Raw genomic sequence first — 26085 nt, forward strand, 5'->3', positions numbered from 1 at the left:
CGATGAGTGTGCTCATTTCCGCGGCCGAACTGACCGCCTCGGCGGGCGATGCCCGCCTGGTCATCGTCGATTGCCGTCACGATCTTGCGCAGCCGGAATCCGGCGAGGCGGCGTGGCGCGAAGCGCACATCCCCGGCGCGCTGTTCATGCATCTGGATCGCGACCTGTCGGCGCCGAAGACTGGCCGCAACGGTCGCCATCCGCTGCCGTCGCCACAGGATTTCGCTAGGCTGCTCGGGGCGCGCGGCATTTCGCCGGCGCACCGCGTGGTGGCCTATGACGACGCCGGCGGCATGTTTGCGGCCCGCCTGTGGTGGATGCTGCGCTGGGTCGGTCACCGCGACGCCGCGGTGCTCGATGGTGGCCTGAGCGCGTGGAAGGCGTTCGGCGGCGCGCTCGACACGACGGTGCGCGATCTGCCACCCACCGACTATCCGCTTGGCGCGGTCGAACCGACGCTGGACGCCGACGCCGTGCTCGCCAGTCTGCGCAGCGGCGGACGCCTGCTGGTCGATGCCCGCGCGCCCGACCGCTTCCGCGGCGAAAACGAGACGCTGGACCCGGTCGGCGGCCATATTCCCGGTGCGGTGAACCGCTTCTTCAAGCTCAATATCGGCGACGACGGCCGCTTCAAGCCGGCAGACGTGCTGCGCGCAGAGTGGCGTGAACTGATCGGCGGCCGCGATCCGGCCTCGTTGATCATGCAGTGCGGCAGCGGCGTTACCGCCTGCCACAACCTGCTGGCGCTCGAAGTGGCCGGCCTGTCCGGGGCGCAGCTCTATCCCGGTTCGTGGAGCGAGTGGTGCAGCGATCCGGCGCGGCCGATGACGCGCTGAGCGACGACCGCGTCGCGGAAGTGCTGCTCGCACGGGTCGCCGGGCGTGCGCCCGGGCGCTCGATCTGTCCGTCCGAAGTCGCGCGCGTGCTGTCGCCCGACGACTGGCGTCCGCTGATGCCCAAGATCCGCGACGTCGCCCGCCGGCTGGCGCGTGAAGGTCGCGTCGTCGTCACCCAGGGCGGCGACGTGCGAGATCCGGATGCCGACTGGCGCGGGCCGATACGCATCGCTCAGCCGCCGCTCAGCGCGTCCGGCTCGATCTGAGCGAACTGTTCGCCGAGATGGTCGAGCAGGCGCCTGACCCGTAGCGGCATGTGCCGGCCGGCCGGCAGCATTGCGTGCAGCGGGAAATCCTCGCCGCGCCAGTCGGTCAGCAGTTCGACCAGGCGCCCGGCGTGCAGGTCGTCCACCACGTCCAGCCGTGCCTTGGTGGCGATGCCCAGACCCTGCAGCACCCACTGGCGCACCAGTGCGCCGTCGTAGGCGAGCCGGTTGCCCTGCACGCGCACGGTCGTGTCGACGCCACCCCGCTCGAAGCGCCAGGCCAGATGCGGGCGTCCGCTGCGATAGAGCGCGATGCAGTTGTGCCGCGCCAGGTCGGAGGGTTGCTGCGGCGCGCCGTGCCGAGCGATGTAGTCGGGTGAGGCCACCACCACTCGTCGCGTCACATGCAGCCGGCGAGCCACCAGTGACGAGTCCGGCAGTTCGCCGTAGCGCACCGCCAGATCGACCCGCTCGCGTACCAGATCCTGCAGCGTGTCCGACACATAGAGTGCCAGCCGCACGCCCGGGTGCTGTTCGATGAAGCTGTCCAGCATGGCCGACAGCGCGCCGCGGCCGAGGTCCGACGGTGCGGCGAGATGGATGTCGCCGGACAGCGTTTCGCGGCCTGCGCCGAGCAGTGCGCGCGCGTCGTCGATGTCGCCCAGTGCGCGCCGGGCGTGGTCGCGCAGCAGTTCGCCCTCGGCGGTCAGCCGCATCGATCGGGTCGAGCGCTCGACCAGCCGAGCGCCGAAGGCCGATTCGAGCCGCTTCAGCGCTGCGCTGGCAGCGGCCGGTGTCAGCTGCAACTGCCGTGCGGCGGCGCTGAGCGAGCCGGCGTCGGCGATGCGTACGAACAGTTCGAGCTGGGAAAGCGTCAGATCACGCGGATTCATGGCGGCTCGATTTTCAAGAATCGTTTGAATATGTATTGAGTGCGGGCTGGATTATCAATCGATCTGCCAGTCTGTAGCATGCCTCGACAAACTGGACAGGAGTTGCAGCATGAAAGCCGTTGCATTCAGAGAAAATCTGCCGGTCGAGCGTGAGGACTGCCTGGTGGATGTCGAGCTCGCCCGGCCCGAGGCCCGCGGCCGCGATCTGCTCGTGCGCATCGAGGCGGTCGCGGTCAATCCGGTCGATACCAAGGTGCGTCGCTTCCACGCGCCGCCGGCCGACGGTGCCTGGCGCGTGCCCGGCTGGGACGCGGCCGGCGTGGTCGAGGCGGTGGGCGAGCAGGTCACGCGCTTTCGCCCGGGCGATCTCGTCTGGTACGCCGGTGACCTGACCCGACAGGGCAGCAACGCCGAGTTCCAGGCGGTGGATGAACGCCTGGTCGGTCGCATGCCATCCTCCCTCGGTTTTGCCGAGGCGGCCGCATTGCCGCTGACCGCGATCACCGCGTGGGAACTGCTGTTCGACCGGCTGCAACTGCGTGACGCTGAAGGCCGGTTGCTCATCGTCGGCGCTGCCGGTGGTGTCGGCTCGATCATGATCCAGCTTGCCCGGGTGCTGACCCGCACGACGGTGATCGCCACGGCGTCGCGCAGCGAGACCGCCGACTGGGTGACGCAGCTCGGTGCGCACCACGTGATCGATCACCGCCGTCCGCTCGCCGAAGCGCTGCGCGACGCCGGTATCGAATCGGTCACGCACGCGGCCAGCCTGACCCACACCGATCACCACTACCCGCAGATCGTCGAGGCGCTGGCGCCGCAGGGCCGTTTGGGCCTGATCGACGATCCGGCGCATCCGCTCGACGTGCTCGCACTGAAGCGCAAGAGCCTGTCGCTGCACTGGGAACTGATGTTCACGCGGTCGCTCTACCAGACCGACGACATGGCCGAGCAGGGTCGCCTGCTCGACGAGGTGGCCGACATGGTCGACGCCGGCCGCCTGCGCAGCACGCTGGGCGAGCATTTCGGTGTCATCAATGCCGCCAATCTGCGCCGCGCGCACGCCTTGCTGGAAAGCGGCCGCGCACGCGGAAAGATCGTGCTGCAGGGTTTCTGAACCTGTTTTCTTCCGGGGCGCTGCCCAGGTCGCGACCCCAACCCCATCCATAAATGGAGAACCGAATGACCACGCTGTTCGAACCGACCCGACTGGGTGACATCGCCCTCGCCAATCGCATCGTCATGGCGCCGCTGACGCGCAACCGCGCCCAGGCCGGCAATGTGCCGGGGCCGCTCACCGTCGAGTACTACCGCCAGCGCGCGAGTGCCGGCCTCATCATCGCCGAGGCGACACAGATTTCGCCGATGGCGCAGGGCTATCTCGACACCCCGGGCATCCACTCGGCCGAGCAGGTCGCCGGCTGGCGCAAGGTGACGGATGCGGTGCATGCCGCGGGCGGTCGCATCGTGCTGCAGCTGTGGCACGTCGGACGCATTTCGCATACCTCGCTGTTGCCGAGCGGTGCGGCGCCGGTGTCCTCGACCGCGCGTCGGCCCAATGCGCAGACCTACACGAAGGAGGGTTTCGTGCCGGTGTCCGAACCCCGGGCGCTGCGTGACGACGAACTGCCGGGCATCGTCGACGACTACCGTCGCGCCGCGCGCAATGCGATCGACGCCGGTTTCGACGGCGTCGAGGTGCACGCCGCCAACAACTACCTGCTGGACCAGTTCATGCGCGACAGCGTGAATGACCGCAGCGGTCCCTATGGCGGTTCCATCGACAACCGCATCCGCCTGGTCGTCGAGGTGATGCAGGCGGTGGCGGCGGAAATCGGTGCGGCGCGCACCGGCATCCGTCTGTCGCCAATCACCACCTTCAGCGACACGGCGCGCGACAGCCATCCGCAGGCGCTGTACGGCCGCCTGGTCGAAGTGCTAGCGCCGCTGGGCCTGGCTTTCGTACACATGATCGAGGGCGAGACCGGCGGTCCGCGCGAACCGGCGGATCTGGCGCAGCCTTTCGACTACGACGCGCTGAAGAAGGCTTTCGGCGGTGGCTGGATCGTGAACAACGGCTTCGATCGCGCCAGTGCGGAGGCGAAGGTGGCCGCGGGCGCGGCCGACGCGATCGCCTTCGGCAAGCCTTTCATCTCGAATCCGGATCTGGTGCGCCGGCTGCGCGACAACGCGCCGCTGAATCCGCTGCGCGCCGAGCTGATGTACGGCGGCGGCGCCGAGGGCTACACCGACTACCCGGCGCTCGCCTGACGCCGTTTCAGGCTAATCGTCGCCGGCCGGTTCGGGCCGCGTCCACAGCCAGCTGGCGACGACGATGAGGATGAGCCACACGCTGCCGCGCACCCAGGGCGGCACCGGGCTGAACCACAGCGTGGTGGCGCTGAACAGCATCATCACGCTGGCCAGCCACTTGGCGCGACGCGGCACTGCGCCGTGCGTGCGCCAGTGGATGATGTGTGGTCCGTACGTCGGATGGGCGAGCAGCTTCGCCTCCAGCGCCGGCCAGCCACGGCCGGCGGCCCAGGCGGCGAGCAGCAAGAAGGGCACGGTCGGCAGTACGGGCAGGAAGGCGCCAATGACGCCCAACAGTACCGACACCGCGGCGAGCAGCCGCCACAGCATCTGACGGGTCCAGTGGATCAAGACGGGCAGGGCGTGATGCGAAAGCCGCATTGTGCCGCAGGCCGGCGCGCGGCGCAGGCCGCAAGTCAGTCCATGAGGTGGGCCGGCCGGGATGCTCGCGGGAACGTCCGTGCTTCAGGGCAGGGCGCGGCGATCCACGCCGCAATCGCGAGCAAGCTCTCTCCCACGGAACCGACGACTGCGCCTGAGTTGTTGCAGGCGCCGGTCCTGAGCGGGCCTTGCCGGTGGGCGGTTCTGTGAAAAGTTATGGGGCCGTAATGCGGACGCTTCCCTTCATCGCCTGAGATCCAGCGTGAACGGGAAGTTCGGGTTGCGTTCCTCGGGCGGGGCGGACACCTGGCCCGGCGTGTGGCCCATGGCGAAAAAGCGCGCCAGCCGGCGGCCTTCCGCTTCGTAGGAATTAACCGGGAAGGTTTCGAAATTGCGGCCGCCCGGGTGGGCGACGTGGTACTGGCAGCCGCCCATCGAACGCTTCATCCAGTCGTCCACAAGGTCGAACACCAGTGGGCTGTGCGGCGGAATGGTCGGGTGCAGGCAGGTCGCCGGCTGCCATGCGCGGTAGCGCACGCCGGCGACGAATTCGCCGACGCGCCCGGTGGGCTGAAGCGGAATGCGCCGGCCATTTACCGCCAGCACGTGGCGGTCGTCCACCAGCCCCTGCACCTTCACCTGCAGCCGCTCGACCGAGGAGTCGACATAGCGCACGGTGCCGCCGGGTGCGCCTTCCTCGCCCATCACGTGCCACGGTTCGAGCGCACTGCGCAGTTCGACCTGCACATTGCGCGCGGCGAAGGCACCCATCTTCGGGAAACGGAACTCGAAGTGCGGCGCGAACCAGTCAAGCTCCATCGTGTAGCCGAAGCTGCGCAGCTCGTCGACGACGTCGCGCAGATCGTCCCAGACGAAGTGCGGCAGCATGTAGCGGTCGTGCAGTTCGGTGCCCCAGCGCTTCAGGCGCGCCGGCTGGTAGGGCTGCTGCCAGAAGCGGGCGATCAGCGCGCGCAGCAGCAGCTGCTGGGTCAGGCTCATGCGCGCGTGCGGCGGCATTTCGAAGGCGCGCATTTCGAGCAGGCCGAGGCGGCCGGTCGGGCCATCCGGCGAGAACAGCTTGTCGATGCAGAACTCGGTGCGGTGCGTGTTGCCGGTCGAATCGACCAGCAGATTGCGCAGGATGCGGTCGATCAGCCAAGGCGGTGTATAGCCCATGTCGCGCGTGCGGCGCTCGATTTCGGCGAAGGCGATCTCGATCTCGTACACCGCGTCGTTGCGCGCCTCGTCGATGCGCGGGGCCTGGCTGGTCGGGCCGATGAACAGGCCGGAGAACAGGTAGGACAGGGATGGATGGTTGTGCCAGTAGCTGATCAGGCTGCGCAGCAGGTCGGGTCGGCGCAGGAAGGGCGAGTCGGACACGGTCGCGCCGCCGAGCACGAAGTGGTTGCCGCCGCCGGTGCCGCTGTGGCGGCCGTCGATCATGAACTTTTCCGTGCCGAGCCGGGTTTCGTGCGCCGCTTCGTACAGGAAGGTGGTGCCGGCCACCATGTCGTCCCATGAGTGGTAGGGCTGGATGTTCACCTCCAGCACGCCGGGGTCGGGGGTGATGCGCAGCACTTCGAGGCGGGCGTCGCGCGGCGGCTCGTAACCTTCGAGCACGACCGGGTGGCCGCAGTCGGCAGCGGTCGCCTCGATCGCGGTCACCAGCTCGAGGTAATCCTCCAGTGCCGTCAGCGGCGGCATGAACAGGTACATGACGCCGTGGCGCACCTGCGCACACAGTGCGGTGCGGGTGATCCAGGCGGCGGACTCGAAGGCGTCGGGGCGGCGGTCGGTGGAGGGCGCCACCGGGCTGCCGCTGTCCGGCAGGGCATAGCCCAGACGTTGCGCGCGGTCGCCGGTCAGGCCGGCGAGCGGCGTCTGCATGCGCCAGGCGATGTCGCGCCATTGCGGCAGTGCGGTCTGCGGTGCCATCGGGTCGGCGGCATGCACCCAGGGGTAGTCGGTGGCGGCGACCCACGGTTGGGAGTCCAGCGGCAGCCGATAGCCGAGCGGCGAATCGCCCGGAACCAGATAGCAGCGCTCGGTGCGCAGGAACCACGGACCGCTCTGCCAGGCGTCGCCGGCCGGCGTACGTGCCAGCGGCAGCACGTGGCCGACCACGCTGTCCAGGCCCTGGTCGAACACACGGCGCATGCGCTCGCGTTCGAGCGGATCGTCCAGCCGGGCGTCGAAGGGATCGACGTTCACTGGCAGCTTGCGCTCGCGCCACAGGTAGTACCAGACATCCTCGTAGGCCGGGAAGGCGTGCTTGCCGTCGATGCCGAGGCGGGCCGCCAGTACGTTGAGGAAGCGCGCCGCGTCGCCTTCGGTCAGTGCGTAATCGACGGATTCGTCGGCGAACAGGCCGGAATCCGTCCAGATCTGTTCGCCGTCGCGGCGCCAGAAGCAGCTGAGCGACCAGCGCGGCAGCTGTTCGCCCGGATACCACTTGCCCTGACCGTAGTGCAACAGACCGCCCGGCGCGTAGCGCGCCTTCAGCTTGGCCAGCAGTTCGGCGCCAAGCAGGCGTTTTGTCGGCTTTTCCGGCGGCGAGTCGGCGGTGGTGTTCCATTCGGCGCCGTCGCGGTCATCCACCGACACGAAGGTGGGCTCGCCGCCCATGGTCAGTCGCACGTCGTGCAGCTTGAGATCGGCGTCGATGCGGTGGCCCAGCGTTTCGATCCGCGACCACTGCGCGTCGCTGTAGGGCTTGGTCACGCGCGGTGCTTCCCACACGCGCTCGACCTTCATGTGGTGTTCGAACTCCGACTCGCACTTCTCGCTGAAGCCGCTGACCGGCGCGGCCGACGACGGTTCGGGCGAACAGGCGAGCGGAATGTGGCCTTCGCCGGCGAACAGGCCGGAAGTCGGGTCCAGTCCGATCCAGCCGGCGCCCGGCAGATACACCTCGCACCACGCGTGCAGATCGGTGAAATCCTTCTCCGGGCCGCTCGGGCCGTCCAGCGATTTCACGTCCGGCGTCAGCTGTATCAGGTAGCCGGACACGAAGCGCGCAGCCAGGCCGATGTGGCGCAGCACCTGCACCAGCGCCCAGGCCGAGTCGCGGCAGGAGCCGCTGGCCTTCTGCAGCGTTTCCTCCGGCGTCTGCACGCCAGGCTCCATGCGGATGAGGTAGCGGATGTCGTTCTGCATCTGCTGGTTCAGCGCGACCAGGAAGTCCACGCTGGCACGCCCGCCGTTGCACAGCGCCCGCGCGTTATCGACCCAGCGCGAGAACTTGGGCGCGTTGTCGCGGCCGAGCGGCAGTTTCACCAGATAGGGCGTCAGTTCGTGCGTCTGCTCTTCGCTGTAGCCGAATGGAATCTTTTCCGCTTCCGGTTCGAGGAAGAAATCGAAGGGGTTGATGACCGACATTTCGGCCACCAGGTCGATCTCGATGCGCAGTTCGCGCGTGCGCTCCGGGAACACGATGCGGGCGAGATAGTTCGACTGCGGGTCCTGCTGCCAGTTGATGAAGTGCTCGCCCGGCGTCGCCTTCAGCGAGTAGGACAGGATGGGTGTGCGCGCGTGCGGCGCCGGACGCAGTCTGACCACCTGCGGGCTGAGCATGACCGGACGGTCGTAGCGGTAGTGGGTGACGTGGTTCAGCGCGACGTGGATGGACACGGAGGACTCCGGTTGCATGCTGGAAAGGGGTTGGTGGCTTCAAGCAATTAGTGTGCGCAAGCCAAGTGCATGATTTTCAGACGGTTTTGTTTCAGCGTCCTTCCGAGCTTGGGGCGGCCGGCGTGTGTGCGCACCGGCACTGTGCATCAGTGGAAAGTCCGTCATCGCTATTTGAGGCCGATCCGGCGCGCGAGCTTGTGTAGATTGCTCGGGTCGACGTCCAGCCGCCGGGCGGCGTCGGCCCAGTTACCGCCGCAGGCGTCGAGCGCCGCTCGCACCAGCCGCCGTTGCGTCGCGTCGACGGCGTCGCGCAGCGGCATCAGGGTGACAGGTATCGCTTCTTCGGTGGGCCGGGGGGGCATGACGCCAGGCAGCGCCGGGCCGTCCAGGTCGAGCAGTTCGGCCGGCAGCGACACGATGTCGGTGCGCGCAGCGCCACGGCTCACCACCTTCAGCGCCGCGCGGCTGATCACGTGTTCCAGTTCGCGCACATTGCCCGGCCACGGATAGCGACAGAGCGCGTCTTCCGCCTCGGGCGACAGACGCAGGCTGCGCAGGCCGAGACGGGCGCGGTTCAGTTCGAGGAAGCGGCCGGCCAGCAGCAGCACGTCGCTGCCACGCTCGCGCAGCGGCGGTATCGGTACCGGGTACACGGAAAGCCGGTGATAGAGGTCGGCGCGGAAGGCGCCGTCACGCACGCTTTCGCGCAGCGTGCGGTTGGTCGCCGCGATCACGCGCACGTCGACGCGCCGGGGCTGGTCGGCGCCTAGGCGCTGGATTTCGCCGTTCTGCAGCGCGCGCAGCAGCTTGGCCTGTACGGTCAGCGGCAGTTCGCCGACCTCGTCGAGGAACAGCGTGCCGCCGTCGGCCGCCTCGAAGCGTCCCGGGCGGTCCGTGGTGGCGCCGGAGAAGGCGCCTTTCACGTGACCGAACAGTTCGCTTTCGGCCAGCGATTCCGGCAGCGCCGCGCAGTTAACATGGACCAGCGGCTGCGCGGCGCGGCGCGAATGGCGGTGCAGGTGGCGCGCGAACAACTCCTTGCCGACGCCGGTTTCGCCGAGCAGCAGCACCGGCAGCTCGGACTCGGCGACCACCTTCAGTTCGTGCAGCAGACGCTGGATCACGTCGCTGTGGCCGATGATCTCGGCCTCTTCCGCCGTGGCGCGCGCGTCTGCCGGTTCGCCGCCACGCGACAGGCGCAGCGCGTGCAGGTCCTGTTCCAGCCGGGTCACGCGTACCGCCGCTTCGACCAGCAAAGTGAAGCGACGCAGGTCGTCGCGCGCCGCCTCGGTGAAGGTGCCGGTCTGCAGTGCGTCGAGCGTCAGCGCGCCCCAGGTCTGTCCCTCGACGTGCAGGCTGGTGCCCATGCAGTCATGCACCGGCAGTGGCTCGCCGATGCGGGTGTCGAGCAGACCGTCATAGGGGTCGGGCAGCGTGCTGTCGTGATCGAAGCTGGTGATGTCGCGGCGCGACAGGATGGTGGCCAGTCGCGGGTGCTGACCGACGACGAAGCGCCGGCCCAATGTTTCGCGCACCAGTCCGTCGACCGCCAGCGGACGCAGGCTGTCTTCCTCCAGTTTCAACAGCGCCACCGCGCCACAGCCGAAGTGGGCGCGCAGGCTGGATACCAGACGCTGCAGGCGCACCGCGGGCGGCAGTTCCGACACGAGGTCGGCGAGCAGCAGGGATTCCATCATGGTTCTAATGACCCTTTAAGGGTTTTTAATACCTCACTTGGTGAGGGTCGAAAATACCTTAATTTTCGCAGCTTGTTGATTTCATTTGATCGATTCACATGGCCCGGACCTTGCGGAGTGAGGGTGTCTTCTTCCACACGAGGCTCTCGCCATGAACCTGATCGACCAATCCCTCGGCGCGCTGGCGCGCAGCATTCCCGGTGCCACCCAGGTGTTTCACGAACACAAGCTCGATTTTTGCTGCGGCGGCAAGCACAGCTTGCAGGAAGCGGCAGCCGAGCGCGGCATCGACGTGCAACCCATCGTCGATCGCCTGCGCACCCTTTCGTCGTTGGCCACGCGCGAGGAACGCGACTGGCGCACGGTGCCGGCGGCCACGCTGATCGAGCACATCCTGGTCCGCTTCCATGACCGCCATCGCGAACAGTTGCCGGAGCTGACCCGCCTTGCGCGCCGGGTCGAGCAGGTGCACGGCGATCGCCCGGACTGCCCGAACGGCCTCGCCGATCATCTGGCAACGATGCAGCAGGAACTGGAAAGCCATATGCAGAAGGAAGAACAGGTGCTGTTCCCGATGCTCGCCCGCGGACACGCGGCGGCGCTGCAGGGGCCGGTCACGGTGATGCGCAACGAGCACGACCAGCACGGTGAAGCGCTGCAGCGGCTGGAAGCGCTGACCGATGACATCACGCTGCCGCGTGGCGCCTGCAATACCTGGCGCGCGCTCTACGTCGGCCTGGCCGCGCTGCGCGAAGACCTGATGGAACACATCCACCTGGAGAACAACATCCTGTTCGAAGGGCTGAATCCGGCACCGGCCGAGGCGGAGACCGCTCATGGGTAACTATCGCAAGCTGTGGTTCATGCTGATCGGCGTGCTCATCGTCACCTTCTCGCTGCTCGGGTACTACGGCGTCGAGGTGTATCGCAGCGCGCCGCCGATACCGCAGCAGATCGTCAGCGACGACGGCCGCGTGCTGTACACGCACGATGGCATTCTCGACGGGCAGACCGCCTGGCAGTCGGTCGGCGGCATGCAGCTCGGCTCGATCTGGGGCCATGGCGCCTACCAGGCGCCGGACTGGACCGCGGACTGGCTGCACCGCGAACTGCTGGCTTGGCTGGATCTGGCGGCGCAGGACGCGCACGGCAAAACGTATGCCGAACTCGACGCCGACACGCAGGCACTGCTCGCCGCGCGTCTGAAGCGCGAGTACCGGCGCAACACCTACGACGCCGCAAGCGGCATCGCCACCGTATCGACGCTGCGTGCGAAGGCGATCGAGCGCACCGCCGACTACTACGCCGAGCTGTTCGGCGATGCACCGGCGCTGCAGGGCTCGCGCGAAAGCTACGCGATGAAGGAAAACACGCTGCCCGATCCGCAGCGGCGCGCGCAGCTTGCCGGCTTCTTCTTCTGGACCGCCTGGGTGGCGGCGACCGAGCGGCCCGGCACCAGTGCCACCTACACCAACAACTGGCCGCACGAACCGCTGATCGGCAATGCGCCGACCGCGGAGAACGTGGTGTGGTCCATCGTCAGCGTGGTGGTGATGATGGCCGGCGTCGGCTTCCTGATCTGGGGCTGGTCCTTCCTGCGCAAGCAGGACGAGAGCGACCCGGCCGCGCCGGCGCAGGACCCGCTGTCGCGCGTCGCGCTGACGCCGTCTCAGCGCGCGCTCGGCAAATACCTCTTCCTGGTGGTGGCGCTGTTCGTGTTCCAGGTGATGCTGGGCGGCTTCACCGCGCACTACACCGTCGAGGGTCAGACCTTCTACGGAATGGACGTGTCGCAGTGGTTCCCGTATTCGCTGGTGCGCACCTGGCACATCCAGAGCGCGCTGTTCTGGATCGCCACCGGCTTCCTCGCCGCCGGGTTGTTCCTGGCGCCGCTGATCCACGGCGGGCGCGATCCGAAGTACCAGAAGCTGGGCGTGGACGTGCTGTTCTGGGCGCTGGTCGTGGTGGTCGTCGGCTCCTTCGTCGGCAACTACCTGGCGATCGCGCAGGTCATGCCGCCGGAGCTGAACTTCTGGCTCGGCCACCAGGGCTACGAGTACGTCGACCTCGGCCGCGTATGGCAGATCGGCAAATTCGTCGGCGTCGCGCTGTGGCTGGTGCTGATGCTGCGCGGCATGGTGCCGGCGCTGCGCACGCCTGGCGGCGACAAGAATCTGCTGGCGCTGCTGACCGCGTCGGTGGTGGCGATCGGCCTGTTCTACGGTGCCGGCTTCGCCTACGGCGAGCGCACTCACCTGTCGGTGATGGAGTACTGGCGCTGGTGGGTCGTGCACCTGTGGGTCGAAGGCTTCTTCGAAGTGTTCGCCACCACCGCACTGGCCTTCATCTTCTCGACGCTCGGCCTCGTTTCCGGCCGCATGGCGACGGCGGCCAGCCTGGCCTCGGCTTCGCTGTTCATGCTGGGCGGCGTGCCCGGCACCTTCCACCATCTGTACTTCGCCGGCACGACCACGCCGGTGATGGCGGTCGGCGCCTCGTTCAGCGCGCTCGAAGTGGTGCCGCTGGTCGTGCTCGGTCACGAGGCGTGGGAGAACTGGCGCCTGAAGGACCGCGCGCCGTGGATGGCCAGGCTGAAGTGGCCGCTCATGTGCTTCGTCGCGGTGGCGTTCTGGAACATGCTCGGTGCCGGCGTATTCGGCTTCATGATCAACCCGCCGATCTCGCTCTACTACGTGCAGGGACTGAACACGACGCCGGTGCATGCACATGCCGCACTGTTCGGGGTGTATGGCTTCCTTGCGCTGGGCTTCACGCTGCTGGTGCTGCGTTACGTCCGGCCGCAGCTGGAGTTTGGCGAGCGTCTGATGAAGACCGGCTTCTGGGGGCTCAACGTGGGTCTGGTGCTGATGATCGCCACAAGCCTGCTGCCGATCGGCCTGATCCAGTTCCACGCCAGCGTCAGTCAGGGGCTGTGGTACGCACGCAGCGAGGAATTCATGCAGCAGCCGCTGCTGGAAACGCTGCGCTGGGTGCGCACCTTCGGCGACGTGGTGTTCATCGTCGGCGCACTGGCAGTGGCCTGGCAGGTGGTGAGCGGCGTGTTCGGACGCTCCGGCCGCGCCCCGGCTCCGACCGCCGCGCTGGCAGGTGCCCGCCGATGAACTGAGCACCACCGACCTCCCTCCTTGTCGTCACGCATCGACAAGGTTGGGGCGCCGCGCCGCAAGGCCGGCGCCCCTCTTTTCTTCGTCGCGGTACTTTTCCCCCAGGGGTCGCGAGCTGGTTCTGCCCGTCCCGCAGAGAGGTGAAGATCGCATGGAATGGGCATTACACTGTTGTAATGAATCCGTCCGACAAGTTGCGCGGCGACGCGACGCTGCGCTCCACCGCCTCGCTGCGCCTGCATTTCCACAATGGCGAGCGGCTGGGGCCGGGCAAGATCGAACTGCTTGAGCACCTGGCGCGCGAGCGGTCGATCTCCGGTGCGGCGCGTGCGATGGGCATGGCCTATCGGCGTGCATGGCTGCTGATCGACGACATGAACCGCATGTTCGCCGAGCCGGTGGTGAAGACCTACCCAGGGCGCTCGCAGGGCGCCGGTGGTGCCGAACTGACGCCGTTCGGCGAGCGGCTGATCGCGGTGTTCCGCGCCGCCGAACGGCGCACGTCCGATGCCGTCGCGCTGCAGCTGCGCGAACTGGACGAAGCGCTCAATCCGCAGCCGGCGGTGCCTGCGCAGCGTCAGGACGCGGACGTCGGTTGAAGCCAACGCTGCGGCTGTCCAGCGCCACCGATTTCACCATCACCCACACCGCGGTGCCCGGCTGCAGTCCGAGCCGGTCGCAGGATTCGCGCGTGACCAGCGCACGCAGCGAACTGCTGCCAAGATCGACCGCGACATCGGCGTACGGCCCTTCACGCGGCGTGATGCCGATGACACGGCCCGGCAGCTTATTCACGATGGACACGTCCATCGGTCGCGACAGCGCGAGCGCGACGTCGCGCGCACGGATGCGCACACGCACCGCGCAGCCCGGCTCAAGATCGATGCGCGGCACGCGCAGCTGGCCGTCGGTGAAGCGCAGCGTGGTCAATGCGTAGTCGTCGTTGTGCTGCAGCACCGTGCAGTCGAGCACCGAGCCCGCTTCGTAGCGACCGATCAGCGGTGAGTGCTCGGGGCGCGACATGATGTCGGCCAGTTCGCCGCTGGCGACGGTGCGGCCTTCGCTGACGATGACCAGATGGTCGGCCAGCCGCGTCACCTCCTCGATCGAATGGCTCACGTACAGCACGGGCAGCGCGAACTCCTGCGCCAGCCGTTCGATATACGGCAGTACCTCTGCCTTGCGTGGCGCGTCCAGCGAAGCAAGCGGTTCGTCCATCAGCAGCAGATCGGGCTGGCGCAGCAGCGCGCGGCCGAGCGCGACGCGCTGACGCTCACCCCCTGACAGGTGATGCGGTCGACGGTCGAGCAGGTGGGCGAGACCGAGTACGTCGATCACGCTTTCCCAGTCCACCGGGCGCGGGCCGCGTGCGCGCTTCAGCCCGTAGCGCAGGTTGCCGCTCACCGACAGATGCGGAAACAGCCGTGCATCCTGGAACACGTAGCCGACGCCGCGCGCTTCGATCGCCAGGTCGATGCCGGCGTCGGCATCGAAGAAGACGCGGTCACCGACCGCGATGCGTCCGCGCGACGGCCGGACGATGCCTGCCACGGCATTGATCAGGCTGCTCTTGCCGGCGCCGCTGCGCCCGAAGATGGCGCTGACGCCGCGCGACGGCAGCGTGACGTCGACGTCGAGGTCGAGCGCGCCCAGGCAAGTGCCGAAACGCAGCTCGATCATGGTCGTCCCAGCCAGCGCTGCGTGCGCCGGTTCAGCCATTCAGAGAGGATGATCGCGGCGACGGCAAGCGCCATCGACAGGCCGACCAGACGCAGCGCGATGGCATCGCCGTCCGGTGTCTGCGTCGCGGTGTAGATGGCCAGCGGCAGCGTGCGCGTTTCGCCTTCGATATTGGAGGCGAAGGTGATGGTGGCGCCAAACTCGCCGAGGCTGGCGGCAAAGGCCATCATCGCGCCGGACAGGATGCCCGGCAGCATCATCGGCAGCGTGATCGTGCACAGCACGTCGATACGGCTGGCGCCCAACGTGCGCGCGGCCAGTTCGAGACCGCGGTCGACGCCGTCCAGCGACAGGCGGATCGCCCTCACCATCAGCGGAAAGGCCATCACCGCCGCGGCCACCACCACGCCTTCGGTGGTGAAGATGAGCTGGATGCCGAAGGTGCTCTTGAGCCAGGCGCCGAGCGGCGCGCGCGTGCCCAGCGAGATCAGCAGCAGGTAGCCGATCACCACCGGCGGCAGCACCAGTGGGGCATGCACGATGCCGTCGAGCAGGGCGCGACCGGGCAGGCGGGTGCGTGACAGCAGCCAGGCAACGCCCAGCGCGAAGGGCAGGCAAAGCGCGGTGCTGGCCAGCCCGACACGGAGGCTGAGCAGCAGGGCGTCCAGTTCGATGTCGCTCATCTATGCCTATTTGATGCTGAAGCCGTACCGCGTGAATACCGCCGTCGATTCGTTGCCGCGCAGCCATTGCATGAAGGCGCGCGCGGCCGGCGTGTCCTGTCCGGCGACGATGGCAGCAGGATAGGTGATCGGCGCGTGCGTGTCAGCGGGAAACACGCCGGCGACGCGCACCTTGGGCGATACGGCCGCGTCCGTCGCATAGACGATTCCGGCCGGCACTTCGCCGCGTTCGACCAGTACCAGCGCCGCGCGCACCGAATCCGCGCGCACCAGTCTGGGCTCCGCGGCCTGCCATGCGCCGAGCTTGGTCAGTGCGTCCTTGGCGTACTTGCCGACCGGCACGTGGGCGGGATCGCCGGTGGCCAGGCGACCGTCGCCAAGCAGCGCTGCGAGATCGAAGCCGGGTTTCAGCGTGACCGACGCTTTGCTGTCGATCGGTGTCACCAGCACCAGGCTGTTGCCGAGCAGGTCGGTGCGCGTGCCCGCGGCGAGCAGCTTGCGCTCGGCGAGATAGTCCATCCACTGCTCGTCGGCCGACAGGAAGACCTGCGCCTGGGCGCCCGCTTCGATCTGCCGCGCCAGCGCTGAGGACGCTGCGAAGGAGAACTTCACGGTATGGCCGGAGTGCGTCTGGAAGGTCTTGCCGATGTCCTGCAGTGCATTGGTCAGGCTGGCGGCAGCGAACACGACGAGCGTGTCCGCATGGGTGGCGCCCGCGACGAGGCTCAGCGCGAGCGCGGACAAGAGGCGGGTGGGCAGCAGACGGGTGAGTTTCATGCTTCTTCCTGTATCAAGTTGAATACAGGATCATCGTACGATGAATTCCGGCGTGTGCTGCGCCGATGGACGAAAAAAAAAGCCGGCGGCAGCCGGCTCTTCTTCGTGCCCCGTCGATGTTCAGCGCACCAGCGCGTCGGCGTTCGGCGCGATCGCGGCGAACAGGTCGCGCATCATGGCGATGCTGGTGGCCTGCACCGTAGCGGCGGGGACCGAGCTGCCGTCGGGTAGCGGCAGGTCGCGCGTGGCAGTGGCGGCGGCGACCACCGTGGGCGAGTAGCCGAGGTTGAAGGCGCCGCGCGCGGTCGAGTTCACGCACATATGCGTCATGAATCCGGCCAGCACGAGCTGCTTCACGCCCAGCTTCTTCAGTTCCTCGTCGAGCGGGGTCTGCACGAAGCTGTTCGGGTAGTGCTTGGTGATCACCGTTTCGCCGGCCTGCGGCGCGACGATGTCGGCGATGCGACCGATCGCGGCATTGACGTCGTAGGGCGTGCCCGGACCGGCGTCGTGCTGGATGTGGATGACCGGGCGGCCGAGTTCGCGCGCACGGTCGAGCACGCGGCGTGCTTCGAGCAGTGCGGCCTCGATGCCGGAGAGCTGCATGACGCCTTCACGGTAGGTGTTCTGGCAATCGATCATCACCAGGGCGGCGTCGGCAAGCAGGCCCGGTTCGTGGCCGAGACCCATCAGGTCGCGCAGCGTCGTCAGTGAACTCATCGGTGAGGTGTCCTTTCAGGTGGTGGAGATTTCCTGCGCCTGCATGTGCTGCAGTGCTTCGCTGACCAGCGGCAGCAGACCGGTGTCGCCGCCGCGGTTCATGTGATCGATGATCGCACGGCGCATGCGCGGTTCCCAGAAACGCCGGACGTGGGCGGCGACTTCGCGCACCGCTTCGTCGTGGTCGGGGTAGCTGTGGAAGAACTGGCCGATCTGGTTGGCCATCTTGACGAGGTTGTGGATGTCCATCTGCTATTCCGTTTGCGTTGCTGTACAGGTTCGGGATTCGGTGTAGATCGCCATGCGGCCGTCGCGGACGAAGCCGCACAGCGTGACGCCCGTGCGCCCGGCCAAATCGATGGCCAGCCCGGTCGGTGCCGAAATGGCCGCCAGCAGGCCGCCGCCGACGCTGGCGAGCTTGAGCACCATTTCATAACTGGCGCGGCTGGTGACGACCGCGAAACCCTGCGTGGTGTCGAGCCCGGCCAAAGCGACGGCGCCGATCAGTTTGTCCAGCGCGTTGTGGCGGCCGACGTCTTCGCGTACGGCGAACAGCGTGCCGTCGGCGTGTGCCCAGGCGGCGGCGTGCACCGAGCCGGTCAGCGCGTGCAGCGCCTGCCCTTCGCCCAGGGCGACGAAGGCGCGGTGGATGGCGGCTTCATCGACCGACGGTCGCGCGGCTACCGGTTTCACTTCGCGCGACACCTGACCGAGGCTGTCCACGCCGCACAGCCCGCAGCCGGTGCGTCCGGCCAGCGAGCGGCGGCGCGCCTTCAGCGCGTCGAAGGCGCGGTTCGACACCTGCATGCGCACCTCGATGCCATCGACGTGGTGCGCCGTGTCGATGTCGTGGATCTCCGATGCGCGCGCGACGATGCCTTCAGCCAGACTGAAGCCGGTGCCGAAGTCTTCGAGATCGGCCGGCGTGGCCAGCATGACTGCGTGCGAAATGCCGTTGTACACCATGGCCACCGGCACCTCTTCGGCCACGCATTCGACGCTGGCGGTGCGCATGCGCCCGCTGACACGCACGGCGCTGCGCAGCCGCTGCGCCGGATGCAGCACGGTGTCGCCGCTCATTTCACCCGCTTCATCGCAAGCGAGCAGCGGACCGCCCATGTCGAGTGCCTGCACGGCGCCCACGACTCAGACCTTCTCGCGCTTCTTCGGCAGCAGCCCGATCTGCTGCTGCGAGAAGTCGCGGTAGCGCTGCTGCCATTCCGACGGCTGGGTCACGCGGGTCACCTCGACCGCGGTCACCTTGTACTCGGGGCAGTTAGTCGCCCAGTCCGAGTTGTCGGTGGTGATGACGTTGGCACCCGATTCCGGGAAGTGGAAGGTGGTGTAGACGACGCCCGGCTGCATGCGCTCGGACACACGCGCGCGCAGCACCGTCTCGCCGGCGCGCGAGGTGATGCCCACCCAGTCGCCTTCGTTGATGCCGCGCGTTTCGGCATCGGCCGGATGGATTTCCAGGCGGTCCTCGTCGTGCCACATCGAATTCGGTGTGCGGCGGGTCTGCGCACCCACGTTGTACTGCGACAGGATGCGGCCGGTGGTCAGGATCAGCGGGAAGCGTTTGGAAGTGCGCTCTTCGGTCTGCACGTACTCGGTCAGCATGAAACGTCCCTTGCCGCGCACGAACTGGTCGATGTGCATGATGGGTGTGCCTTCCGGCGCCTGTTCGTTGCACGGCCACTGGATGCTGCCCAGCTCGTCCAGCCGCGCGTAGCTGACGCCGTGAAAGGTGGGCGTGAGCCGCGCGATCTCGTCCATGATTTCGGACGGGTGGCCGTAGTCCATCGGGTAGCCGAGTGCATTCGACAGCATGCAGGTGACCTCCCAGTCCTCCTTGCCGGCCAGCGGCGGCATCACCTTGCGCACGCGCGAGATGCGGCGCTCGGCATTGGTGAAGGTGCCGTTCTTTTCAAGGAAGCTGGAGCCCGGCAGGAAGACATGGGCGAACTTCGCGGTTTCGTTCAGGAACAGGTCCTGTACCACCACGCATTCCATCGCGCGCAGCGCGGCTTCGACGTGCTGCGTGTTCGGGTCGGACTGCACGATGTCCTCGCCTTCGCAGTACAGGCCGAGGAAGGTGCCGTCCATCGCCGCCTCGAACATGTTCGGGATGCGCAGGCCCGGCTCCGGTTGTGGCTCCACGCCCCAGGCGTCCCTGAACAGCGCGCGCGTGGCCGCGTCCGACACGTGACGGTAGCCCGGCAGTTCGTGCGGGAAGCTCCCCATGTCGCACGAACCCTGCACGTTGTTCTGGCCGCGCAGCGGATTCACACCCACGCCTTCACGACCGATGTTGCCCGTCGCCATCGCCAGGTTGGCGATGCCGATGACGGTGGTCGAGCCCTGGCTGTGCTCGGTCACGCCGAGACCGTAATAGATCGCGGCGTTGCCGCCGGTGGCGAACAGGCGCGCGGCGGCGCGCACGTCGGCGGCCGGAACGCCGGTGTGGATTTCCATCGCTTCCGGCGAGTTCTCCGGTCTGGCGACGAAATCACGCCACTGTTCGAACGAATGCCACTCGCAGCGCTCGCGCACGAAGTCCTCTTGGACCAGATCTTCGGTCACGACCACGTGCGCCATCGAAGTGATCAGCGCGACGTTGCTGCCCGGCTTCAGCTTCAGGTGCTGTTCGGCGCGGATGTGCGGTGAGCGCACGAGGTCGATGCTGCGCGGGTCGACCACGATGAGTTTCGCGCCTTCGCGCAGGCGGCGCTTCATCTGCGAGCCGAACACCGGGTGACCGTCGGTCGGGTTGGCGCCCATCACCATGATGACGTCGGCCTTCATGACCGAATCGAAGGTCTGGGTGCCGGCGGACTCGCCCAGCGTCTGTTTAAGTCCGTAGCCGGTGGGCGAATGGCAGACGCGGGCGCAGGTGTCGACGTTGTTGTTGCCGAAGGCGGCGCGCACCAGCTTCTGCACGAGGTAGGTTTCTTCGTTGGTGCAGCGGCTGGAGGTGATGCCGCCGACCGATTCACGGCCATGCGTCGCCTGGATGCGCTTGAACTCGGACGCGGCGTAACTGATCGCCTCGTCCCAGCTCACTGGCTGCCAGGCGTCCTCGATGCTCCTGCGTATCATCGGCGTGGTGATGCGGTCGGCGTGGGTGGCATAGCCGAAGGCGAAGCGGCCCTTGACGCATGAATGGCCGTGATTGGCGCCGCCGTCCCTGCTCGGCACCATGCGTACCACGGTCGTGCCTTTCACCTCGGCATCGAAGGAGCAGCCCACGCCGCAGTAGGCGCACGTGGTGGTGACCTTCTTTTCGGCCTGACCGTGTTCGATCACGCCCTTTTCCATCAGCGTTGCGGTCGGGCAGGCCTGCACGCAGGCGCCGCAGGACACGCATTCCGATTCCATGAAGGGCTGGCTTTCGCCCGGGCTGACGCGCGAATCGAAGCCGCGGCCGGAAATGGTGAGCGCGAACGTGCCCTGTGTTTCTTCGCAGGCGCGCACGCAGCGGTTGCAGACGATGCACTTCGACGGGTCGTAGCTGAAGTAGGGATTGGATTCATCCTTTTCCTTCGTCAGCGCCGACAGCAGGTCGAAGTGGTTCTTGCCCTTCATGCCGTAGCGCACTTCGCGCAGGCCGACAACGCCGGTCATGTCCTGCAGTTCGCAGTTGCCGTTGGCCGAGCAGGTGAGGCAATCCAGCGGGTGGTCGGAAATGTAGAGCTCCATCACGCCGCGGCGGATGTCTGCCAGTTTCGGCGTCTGCGTACGCACCTGCATGCCGGCTTCGGCGATCGTCGTGCAGGACGCCGGGTAGCCGCGGCGGCCTTCGATCTCGACCAGGCACAGGCGACAGGAACCGAAGGGCTCCAGACTGTCGGTCGCGCACAGCTTGGGAATGCTGTTGCCGCACTCCTGCGCGGCGCGCATGACCGAGGTGCCGGCCGGCACCGTCACTTCGATGCCGTCGATCGACAGCGTGATGTCCTTTTCGGACTCGCGGGCAGGCGTGCCGTAATCGGTTTCTCTGGGTAGTGACATGGCTGTTCTCCTCGTTCTGTGCTCAGGCCGCTTCGGTCTTGTCGACGCCGAAGTCTTCGGGGAAATGGTTCAGTGCCGACAGCACCGGGTAGGGCGCCATGCCGCCGAGCGCGCACAGCGATCCATTCAGCATGGTGTCGCACAGCGACTGCAGCAGCGCGATGTTCCTGCCGCGCTGCTCGTTGGCGACGATGCGGTCTATCACCTCGACGCCGCGTGTCGAGCCGATGCGGCAGGGCGTGCACTTGCCGCAGGATTCGATGGCGCAGAACTCCATCGCGTAGCGGGCCATGTGCGCCATGTCGACCGTGTCGTCGAACACCACGATGCCGCCGTGGCCGATCATCGCGCCGTGCTTGGCGTATTCCTCGTAGTCGAGCGGCAGGTCGAACTGCGACGCTGGTACGTAGGCGCCGAGCGGTCCGCCGACCTGCACCGCGCGCACCGGACGGCCGGACAGGGTGCCGCCGCCGAAGTCGTGGATGAGCTCGTTCATGGTCACGCCGAAAGCCTTCTCGACCAGACCGCCGCGTTTGATGTTGCCGGCGAGCTGGAAGGGCAGGGTGCCGCGTGAGCGGCCCATGCCGAAGTCGCGGTAGAAGGCGCCGCCCTGGGCCAGGATGGTGGGCACGGAGGCGAGCGAAATGACGTTGTTGATGACCGTCGGCTTGCCGAACAGGCCCTCGAGCGCCGGCAGTGGAGGCTTGAAGCGCACGATGCCGCGCTTGCCTTCGAGGCTTTCCAGCAGCGAGGTTTCTTCACCGCAGATGTAGGCGCCGGCACCGAGGCGAACCTCGAGTTCGAAGGCCTTGCCGGAGTTGCGTACGTTGTCGCCCAGCCACCCGGCGGCGCGTGCCCGGTGGATGGCTTCCTTCAGCGTGGCGAAGGCGTGCGGATACTCCGAGCGCAGGTAGATGTAGCCTTGGGTCGCGCCGACTGCGATGCCGGCGATGGTCATGCCTTCGATCAGGCAGTAGGGGTCGCCCTCCATGATCATGCGATCGGAGAAGGTGCCGGAGTCGCCCTCGTCGGCGTTGCACACCACGTATTTGCGGTCGGCGACCGCGCCGAGCACGGTGTTCCACTTGATGCCGGTTGGAAAGGCTGCGCCGCCGCGGCCGCGCAGACCGGATTCCGTCACTTCCTTCACCACGTCGGCGCCGCTCATCGCCAGCGCGTTGTCCAGGCCGACGAAGCCGCCGTGGTCGATGTAGTCGTCCAGGCTCAGCGGGTCGGTGAGGCCGATGCGCGCGCTGGTCAGGCGCTCCTGGTTCTTCAGATAGCCGATCTCATCGGTCAGGCCGAGTGACAGCGCATGCGAGCCACCGGTGACGAGGCCGGCGTCGAACAGCGCGGCGACATCCTTCGGCTGCACCGGGCCGTAGGCCACGCGGCCGGCGGGGGTCTGCACCTCGACCAGCGGTTCGAGGAAGAAGGCGCCGCGCGAGCCATTGCGTACCAGCTCGATCGCGATGCCGCGCTTTGCCGCCTCGGCAGCAATGGCCTGCGCCACCTTGTCAGCGCCCAGCGACAGCGCGGTGGAATCGACGGGGACGTAGATGCGGGTGTTCATGCGCTCACCTCCGCGCGCAGCTCCGCAACGATCGCGTCGAAGCGCTCCGGTGTGACACGGCCGACGATATCGTCATCGACCCGCAACGACGGGCCGACCGCGCAGTTGCCGAGGCAGTACACCGCCTCCAATGTCACCGCGCCGTCGGCGGTCGTTTCGTGGAAGTCGATGCCGAGGCATTTCTTCGCGTGCGCTTCGAGCGCAACGGCACCGACGGCCTGACAGGCTTCCGCCCGGCAGACCTGCACTACGTGGCGGCCGGGCGCGTGGCTGCGGAAGTGGTGATAGAAGGTGATCACGCCATGCACTTCGGCGCGCGACAGGTTCAGCCCCCTGGCGATGACCGGGACGGCCTGTTCCGGCACGTGGCCGAATTCGTCCTGGATGGCGTGCAGCATCGGCAGCAGCGCGCCGGGCAGATCGGCGTGGCGGTCGACCAGCGACTGAAGCTGTCGCCCGTCGACACCGGGAGCGGGGTGGTGCGATGACATGGCTCTCTGTCTCCTGCTGAATTCCTAATTGGAACTCTTGTTCATAATTGCTAATCAGCCATCATCAAGGTCCAATAATGGCTTCGCAATGCAGGTTAGCAGCCGATCTTGCTTTTAACGATATGAAAACAAATGCCTAACATGCGCATCCAGATCGAGCCTGCATGGCGCTTCCGAAACGCCGAGGGCCGCGAGATCGATCCTTTGCTGTTCCGCGTGCTGGCGGCCGTTCAGCGCAGTGGAAAACTGACCGAGGCGGCGCGCGAGGTCGATTTCTCCTACCGCCACTGCTGGAACCTGATCCGCACTTGGTCGGCCTTCTTCGGCACGCCGCTGGTCGAGCTGTCGCAGGGCAAGGGGGCGGAACTGACGCCGCTGGGCGAGAAGCTGACCTGGGCGGCGCAGCGCATCCAGGCGCGATTGACGCCGCAACTGGAAAACCTGTCGGTGGAGATCGACCGCGAGATCAATGCGGCGCTGATGGACACCCACCCGGTGCTGCGGCTGCATGCGAGCCACGGCTACGCGATCGCCCTGATGCCAGAGCTGATGGAGCGGGTGGCCGGCGTGCGGCTGGAACTGCAGTACCTCGGGTCGATCGACGCGCTGGGTTCGATGTCACGCGGCAGCTGCGACATCTGCGGCTTCCATCTGCCCAGCGGGCGGGTTACGCCGGAACTGGCGGCGCGGCTTAGCCGCTACCTGAAGCCGCGCGCGCACCGCGTGATCCGACTGGTCACGCGCACGCAGGGCCTGTTCGTGGCCGCAGGCAATCCGCTGAACATCCGCTCGCTGCAGGATCTGGTGCGTCCCGACGTGCGCTTCATCAATCGTCAGGCCAGCGCCGGCACGCGCGTGCTGCTTGACCTGCTGCTGGCCGAGCAGACCATCGATGCGGACGACATCAGCGGATACGAGACGGTGGAGTTCACGCACGCAGCGGTGGCGGCACACATTGCCAGCGGCATGGCCGACACCGGCTTCGGCGTCGAGGCCGCCGCCAGCCAGTTCAAGCTGGATTTCGTGCCGGTCGCCGAGGAGCACTACTTCCTCGCCTGCCGGCTGGAGACGCTGGAGCTGCCGTCGATGCAGCGCATGCTCGATGCGCTGAAGTCGGCTGACTTCGCGAAGGCGGTGTCGACCCTGCCCGGCTACGCGCTCAATTCGCCGGGCGAGGTGCTGTCGGTGGTCGAGGCGCTGCGCGCCTGAGCGGACGGCACAAAAGAAAAACGCCGCAGTGTGCGGCGTTTTTCCGTCAAGGCCCGGAGTCGGTTCATCACCCGCGACGCATCGCGTCGAAGAACTCCCCGTTGCTCTTGGTGGCCTTGATCTTGTCGAGCAGGAATTCGATCGCTTCCAGATCGTCCATGTTGTACAGCAGTTTGCGCAGGATCCAGATCTTCTGCAGGATTTCCGGCTTCAGCAGCAGCTCCTCGCGGCGCGTGCCCGAGCGGTTCACGTTGATCGCCGGATAGACGCGCTTCTCCGCCATGCGCCGGTCAAGATGGATTTCCATATTGCCGGTGCCCTTGAATTCCTCGTAGATCACGTCGTCCATGCGGCTGCCGGTTTCGATCAGCGCAGTGGCGATGATGGTCAGGCTGCCGCCTTCCTCGACGTTGCGCGCAGCGCCGAAGAAGCGCTTCGGCTTCTGCAGCGCGTTGGCGTCCACGCCACCGGTCAGCACCTTGCCGGAGGCCGGCTGCACCGTGTTGTAGGCGCGGGCGAGGCGGGTGATCGAGTCGAGCAGGATGATCACGTCCTTCTTGTGTTCGACCAAACGCTTGGCCTTCTCGATCACCATCTCGGCGACCTGCACGTGGCGGGTGGCCGGTTCGTCAAAGGTCGATGCAACCACTTCGCCCTTCACCGAACGCTGCATTTCGGTCACTTCTTCCGGGCGCTCGTCGATCAGCAGCACGATGAGCAGCGCTTCCGGGTGATTCACGGTGATCGCGTGCGCGATGTGCTGCATCATCACCGTTTTGCCGGTCTTCGGCGGCGCCACCAGCAGCGCGCGCTGGCCCTTGCCGATCGGCGCGATCATGTCGATCACACGCGAGGTCGTGTTCTCTTCGCCACGCATGTCGCGTTCGAGCTTCAGCGGCTCGGTCGGATGCAGCGGCGTGAGGTTCTCGAACAGGATCTTGTGCTTGGTCGCCTCCGGCGGCTCGCTGTTGATGCGATCGACCTTGACCAGCGCGAAGTAGCGCTCGCCGTCCTTGGGCGTGCGGATTTCACCCTCGATGGTGTCGCCGGTATGCAGGTTGAAGCGGCGGATCTGGCTCGGCGACACGTAGATGTCGTCGGTTCCCGCCAGATAGCTCGCTTCCGGCGAACGCAGGAAACCGAAGCCGTCGGGCAGCACTTCCAGCGCACCGTCTCCGAAAATGCTCTCGCCCTTCTTCGCCCGGTTGCGCAGGATGGCGAACACGAGTTCCTGCTTGCGCAGCCGGTTGGCGCCTTCGATCTCGAAGGACTGGGCCATTTCGAGCAGCTGGCTGACGTGGAGTGCTTTCAGTTCGGAAAGGTGCATGGTGAAGATCTGCGACAGGCGGGGTGGGGAGATGGAGCGGTCTTCCGCTCCGGCGGGCTGGGCGCGGATTCGCGCCCGCCGCGGGGTAGGCGTTACAGGTGGCTGTCCAGGAAGGCGGTCAGTTGGGACTTCGACAGGGCGCCGACCTTGGTGGCCTCGACATTGCCATCCTTGAACAGCATCAGCGTCGGAATGCCGCGAATGCCGAAGCGCGCAGGCGTTTCCTGGTTCTCGTCGATATTGACCTTGGCCACGCGCAGCTTGCCGGCGTAGTCACGCGCCACTTCGTCGAGGATGGGAGCGATCATCTTGCACGGACCGCACCACTCGGCCCAGTAATCGACCAGAACCGGCAGGTCGGCCTTGATGACCTCGGCTTCGAAACTGGCGTCGGTAACGTGGTGGATGTGTTCGCTCATTGTTTCCTCGCGGTGCTTGACTGGGGAAGTGGATTCGGTGAATCGGAAGGTCTT

At 67.0% G+C, this 26085-nt stretch carries 23 protein-coding genes; 8 read left to right on the top strand and 15 right to left on the bottom strand.

The window, feature by feature from the left end:
- Positions 1 to 2: 2 nt before the first annotated feature.
- Both IV112_RS13445 and IV112_RS13450 read left to right on the top strand, forming a co-directional pair.
- Positions 3 to 836, top strand: coding sequence for a sulfurtransferase (locus IV112_RS13445; protein WP_304004069.1), 834 nt, complete (start codon positions 3 to 5; stop codon positions 834 to 836).
- Complete coding sequence (locus IV112_RS13450; protein ID WP_304004071.1) at positions 803 to 1102, top strand: DUF3253 domain-containing protein; 300 nt, start codon at positions 803 to 805, stop codon at positions 1100 to 1102. Before IV112_RS13445 ends, IV112_RS13450 begins: the two co-directional genes overlap by 34 nt.
- Here IV112_RS13450 and IV112_RS13455 read toward each other — a convergent pair.
- Complete coding sequence (locus IV112_RS13455; protein ID WP_304004072.1) at positions 1069 to 1995, bottom strand: LysR family transcriptional regulator; 927 nt, start codon at positions 1993 to 1995, stop codon at positions 1069 to 1071. The genes IV112_RS13450 and IV112_RS13455 overlap by 34 nt on opposite strands.
- 109 nt (positions 1996 to 2104) lie before the next feature.
- On the opposite strand from IV112_RS13455, the gene IV112_RS13460 reads away from it, so the two are divergent.
- On the top strand, positions 2105 to 3112 hold the full coding sequence (locus tag IV112_RS13460; RefSeq protein ID WP_304004074.1) for a zinc-binding alcohol dehydrogenase family protein: 1008 nt from the start codon (positions 2105 to 2107) through the stop codon (positions 3110 to 3112).
- Positions 3113 to 3177: 65 nt separating this feature from the next.
- Positions 3178 to 4266, top strand: a complete 1089-nt coding sequence (locus IV112_RS13465; RefSeq protein WP_304004076.1) for an alkene reductase — start codon at positions 3178 to 3180, stop codon at positions 4264 to 4266.
- A gap of 12 nt (positions 4267 to 4278) precedes the next feature.
- On the opposite strand, the gene IV112_RS13470 is transcribed toward IV112_RS13465, so the two are convergent.
- From IV112_RS13470 to norR, 3 genes are all read right to left on the bottom strand, one after another.
- Positions 4279 to 4638, bottom strand: coding sequence for a YbaN family protein (locus tag IV112_RS13470; protein ID WP_304004231.1), 360 nt, complete (start codon positions 4636 to 4638; stop codon positions 4279 to 4281).
- A gap of 294 nt (positions 4639 to 4932) precedes the next feature.
- The gene (locus IV112_RS13475) at positions 4933 to 8319 is read right to left on the bottom strand and encodes a DUF2126 domain-containing protein (RefSeq protein WP_304004078.1); all 3387 of its coding nucleotides are present in this window, start codon (positions 8317 to 8319) and stop codon (positions 4933 to 4935) included.
- Positions 8320 to 8486: 167 nt separating this feature from the next.
- Complete coding sequence (norR, locus tag IV112_RS13480) at positions 8487 to 10013, bottom strand: nitric oxide reductase transcriptional regulator NorR (RefSeq protein ID WP_304004233.1); 1527 nt, start codon at positions 10011 to 10013, stop codon at positions 8487 to 8489.
- 154 nt (positions 10014 to 10167) lie between these two features.
- On the opposite strand from norR, the gene ytfE reads away from it, so the two are divergent.
- The 3 genes from ytfE (at position 10168) to IV112_RS13495 (ending at position 13740) form a co-directional block, all read left to right on the top strand.
- Complete coding sequence (ytfE, locus tag IV112_RS13485) at positions 10168 to 10860, top strand: iron-sulfur cluster repair protein YtfE (RefSeq protein WP_304004080.1); 693 nt, start codon at positions 10168 to 10170, stop codon at positions 10858 to 10860.
- The gene (locus tag IV112_RS13490; RefSeq protein ID WP_304004082.1) at positions 10853 to 13138 is read left to right on the top strand and encodes a nitric-oxide reductase large subunit; all 2286 of its coding nucleotides are present in this window, start codon (positions 10853 to 10855) and stop codon (positions 13136 to 13138) included. Before ytfE ends, IV112_RS13490 begins: the two co-directional genes overlap by 8 nt.
- 179 nt (positions 13139 to 13317) lie before the next feature.
- Positions 13318 to 13740 (top strand): winged helix-turn-helix domain-containing protein, encoded by a 423-nt coding sequence (locus tag IV112_RS13495; protein WP_304004084.1) that lies wholly within the window; start codon positions 13318 to 13320, stop codon positions 13738 to 13740.
- Here IV112_RS13495 and modC read toward each other — a convergent pair.
- The 9 genes from modC to IV112_RS13540 all read right to left on the bottom strand — a co-directional run bounded on the left by modC (position 13688) and on the right by IV112_RS13540 (position 23076).
- Positions 13688 to 14821, bottom strand: coding sequence for a molybdenum ABC transporter ATP-binding protein (gene modC / locus IV112_RS13500; RefSeq protein ID WP_304004086.1), 1134 nt, complete (start codon positions 14819 to 14821; stop codon positions 13688 to 13690). The two genes, IV112_RS13495 and modC, sit on opposite strands and share 53 nt — an antisense overlap.
- On the bottom strand, positions 14818 to 15504 hold the full coding sequence (modB, locus tag IV112_RS13505) for a molybdate ABC transporter permease subunit (RefSeq protein WP_304004088.1): 687 nt from the start codon (positions 15502 to 15504) through the stop codon (positions 14818 to 14820). Before modB ends, modC begins: the two co-directional genes overlap by 4 nt.
- Positions 15505 to 15510: 6 nt before the next feature.
- Positions 15511 to 16281 (bottom strand): molybdate ABC transporter substrate-binding protein, encoded by a 771-nt coding sequence (gene modA, locus IV112_RS13510; RefSeq protein WP_304004090.1) that lies wholly within the window; start codon positions 16279 to 16281, stop codon positions 15511 to 15513.
- A 120-nt stretch (positions 16282 to 16401) separates the two neighbouring features.
- The gene (locus tag IV112_RS13515; RefSeq protein ID WP_304004091.1) at positions 16402 to 17001 is read right to left on the bottom strand and encodes a cysteine hydrolase family protein; all 600 of its coding nucleotides are present in this window, start codon (positions 16999 to 17001) and stop codon (positions 16402 to 16404) included.
- Positions 17002 to 17016: 15 nt separating this feature from the next.
- Complete coding sequence (locus tag IV112_RS13520; RefSeq protein ID WP_304004092.1) at positions 17017 to 17250, bottom strand: formate dehydrogenase subunit delta; 234 nt, start codon at positions 17248 to 17250, stop codon at positions 17017 to 17019.
- Positions 17251 to 17253: 3 nt separating this feature from the next.
- Positions 17254 to 18120, bottom strand: coding sequence for a formate dehydrogenase accessory sulfurtransferase FdhD (gene fdhD / locus IV112_RS13525; RefSeq protein WP_304004234.1), 867 nt, complete (start codon positions 18118 to 18120; stop codon positions 17254 to 17256).
- 27 nt (positions 18121 to 18147) lie between these two features.
- Entirely contained in the window at positions 18148 to 21012 is a 2865-nt protein-coding gene (gene fdhF / locus IV112_RS13530) for a formate dehydrogenase subunit alpha (protein WP_304004094.1), read from the bottom strand.
- Positions 21013 to 21034: 22 nt separating this feature from the next.
- On the bottom strand, positions 21035 to 22585 hold the full coding sequence (locus IV112_RS13535; protein ID WP_304004096.1) for a formate dehydrogenase beta subunit: 1551 nt from the start codon (positions 22583 to 22585) through the stop codon (positions 21035 to 21037).
- The gene (locus IV112_RS13540; RefSeq protein ID WP_304004098.1) at positions 22582 to 23076 is read right to left on the bottom strand and encodes a formate dehydrogenase subunit gamma; all 495 of its coding nucleotides are present in this window, start codon (positions 23074 to 23076) and stop codon (positions 22582 to 22584) included. Before IV112_RS13540 ends, IV112_RS13535 begins: the two co-directional genes overlap by 4 nt.
- A 132-nt stretch (positions 23077 to 23208) precedes the next feature.
- Between IV112_RS13540 and IV112_RS13545 the strand changes: the two genes are divergently transcribed.
- Positions 23209 to 24285 (top strand): substrate-binding domain-containing protein, encoded by a 1077-nt coding sequence (locus IV112_RS13545; RefSeq protein ID WP_304004099.1) that lies wholly within the window; start codon positions 23209 to 23211, stop codon positions 24283 to 24285.
- A 67-nt stretch (positions 24286 to 24352) separates the two neighbouring features.
- On the opposite strand, the gene rho is transcribed toward IV112_RS13545, so the two are convergent.
- Together rho and trxA are read right to left on the bottom strand one after the other, a co-directional pair.
- The gene (gene rho, locus IV112_RS13550) at positions 24353 to 25612 is read right to left on the bottom strand and encodes a transcription termination factor Rho (RefSeq protein ID WP_019919371.1); all 1260 of its coding nucleotides are present in this window, start codon (positions 25610 to 25612) and stop codon (positions 24353 to 24355) included.
- Between the two features lie 92 nt (positions 25613 to 25704).
- Complete coding sequence (gene trxA / locus IV112_RS13555; protein ID WP_008062188.1) at positions 25705 to 26031, bottom strand: thioredoxin TrxA; 327 nt, start codon at positions 26029 to 26031, stop codon at positions 25705 to 25707.
- Positions 26032 to 26085 lie beyond the last annotated feature (54 nt).

Origin of the sequence: Methyloversatilis discipulorum (genome assembly GCF_018780585.1) — a bacterium.
GTDB lineage: Bacteria > Pseudomonadota > Gammaproteobacteria > Burkholderiales > Rhodocyclaceae > Methyloversatilis > Methyloversatilis discipulorum_B.

What these genes read in the sequence shown, in the direction of transcription:
- modC (WP_304004086.1), bottom strand. Translation starts at nt 14,821, where the DNA reads ATGATCGAGCTGCGTTTCGGCACTTGCCTGGGCGCGCTCGACCTCGAC.
- norR (WP_304004233.1), bottom strand. Translation starts at nt 10,013, where the DNA reads ATGGAATCCCTGCTGCTCGCCGACCTCGTGTCGGAACTGCCGCCCGCG.
- modB (WP_304004088.1), bottom strand. Translation starts at nt 15,504, where the DNA reads ATGAGCGACATCGAACTGGACGCCCTGCTGCTCAGCCTCCGTGTCGGG.
- fdhD (WP_304004234.1), bottom strand. Translation starts at nt 18,120, where the DNA reads ATGGGCGGTCCGCTGCTCGCTTGCGATGAAGCGGGTGAAATGAGCGGC.
- IV112_RS13455 (WP_304004072.1), bottom strand. Translation starts at nt 1,995, where the DNA reads ATGAATCCGCGTGATCTGACGCTTTCCCAGCTCGAACTGTTCGTACGC.
- IV112_RS13490 (WP_304004082.1), top strand. Translation starts at nt 10,853, where the DNA reads ATGGGTAACTATCGCAAGCTGTGGTTCATGCTGATCGGCGTGCTCATC.
- IV112_RS13445 (WP_304004069.1), top strand. Translation starts at nt 3, where the DNA reads ATGAGTGTGCTCATTTCCGCGGCCGAACTGACCGCCTCGGCGGGCGAT.
- IV112_RS13470 (WP_304004231.1), bottom strand. Translation starts at nt 4,638, where the DNA reads ATGCTGTGGCGGCTGCTCGCCGCGGTGTCGGTACTGTTGGGCGTCATT.
- IV112_RS13465 (WP_304004076.1), top strand. Translation starts at nt 3,178, where the DNA reads ATGACCACGCTGTTCGAACCGACCCGACTGGGTGACATCGCCCTCGCC.
- IV112_RS13540 (WP_304004098.1), bottom strand. Translation starts at nt 23,076, where the DNA reads ATGTCATCGCACCACCCCGCTCCCGGTGTCGACGGGCGACAGCTTCAG.
- fdhF (WP_304004094.1), bottom strand. Translation starts at nt 21,012, where the DNA reads ATGTCACTACCCAGAGAAACCGATTACGGCACGCCTGCCCGCGAGTCC.
- trxA (WP_008062188.1), bottom strand. Translation starts at nt 26,031, where the DNA reads ATGAGCGAACACATCCACCACGTTACCGACGCCAGTTTCGAAGCCGAG.
- rho (WP_019919371.1), bottom strand. Translation starts at nt 25,612, where the DNA reads ATGCACCTTTCCGAACTGAAAGCACTCCACGTCAGCCAGCTGCTCGAA.
- ytfE (WP_304004080.1), top strand. Translation starts at nt 10,168, where the DNA reads ATGAACCTGATCGACCAATCCCTCGGCGCGCTGGCGCGCAGCATTCCC.
- IV112_RS13495 (WP_304004084.1), top strand. Translation starts at nt 13,318, where the DNA reads ATGAATCCGTCCGACAAGTTGCGCGGCGACGCGACGCTGCGCTCCACC.
- IV112_RS13515 (WP_304004091.1), bottom strand. Translation starts at nt 17,001, where the DNA reads ATGAGTTCACTGACGACGCTGCGCGACCTGATGGGTCTCGGCCACGAA.
- IV112_RS13535 (WP_304004096.1), bottom strand. Translation starts at nt 22,585, where the DNA reads ATGAACACCCGCATCTACGTCCCCGTCGATTCCACCGCGCTGTCGCTG.
- modA (WP_304004090.1), bottom strand. Translation starts at nt 16,281, where the DNA reads ATGAAACTCACCCGTCTGCTGCCCACCCGCCTCTTGTCCGCGCTCGCG.
- IV112_RS13460 (WP_304004074.1), top strand. Translation starts at nt 2,105, where the DNA reads ATGAAAGCCGTTGCATTCAGAGAAAATCTGCCGGTCGAGCGTGAGGAC.
- IV112_RS13545 (WP_304004099.1), top strand. Translation starts at nt 23,209, where the DNA reads ATGCCTAACATGCGCATCCAGATCGAGCCTGCATGGCGCTTCCGAAAC.
- IV112_RS13520 (WP_304004092.1), bottom strand. Translation starts at nt 17,250, where the DNA reads ATGGACATCCACAACCTCGTCAAGATGGCCAACCAGATCGGCCAGTTC.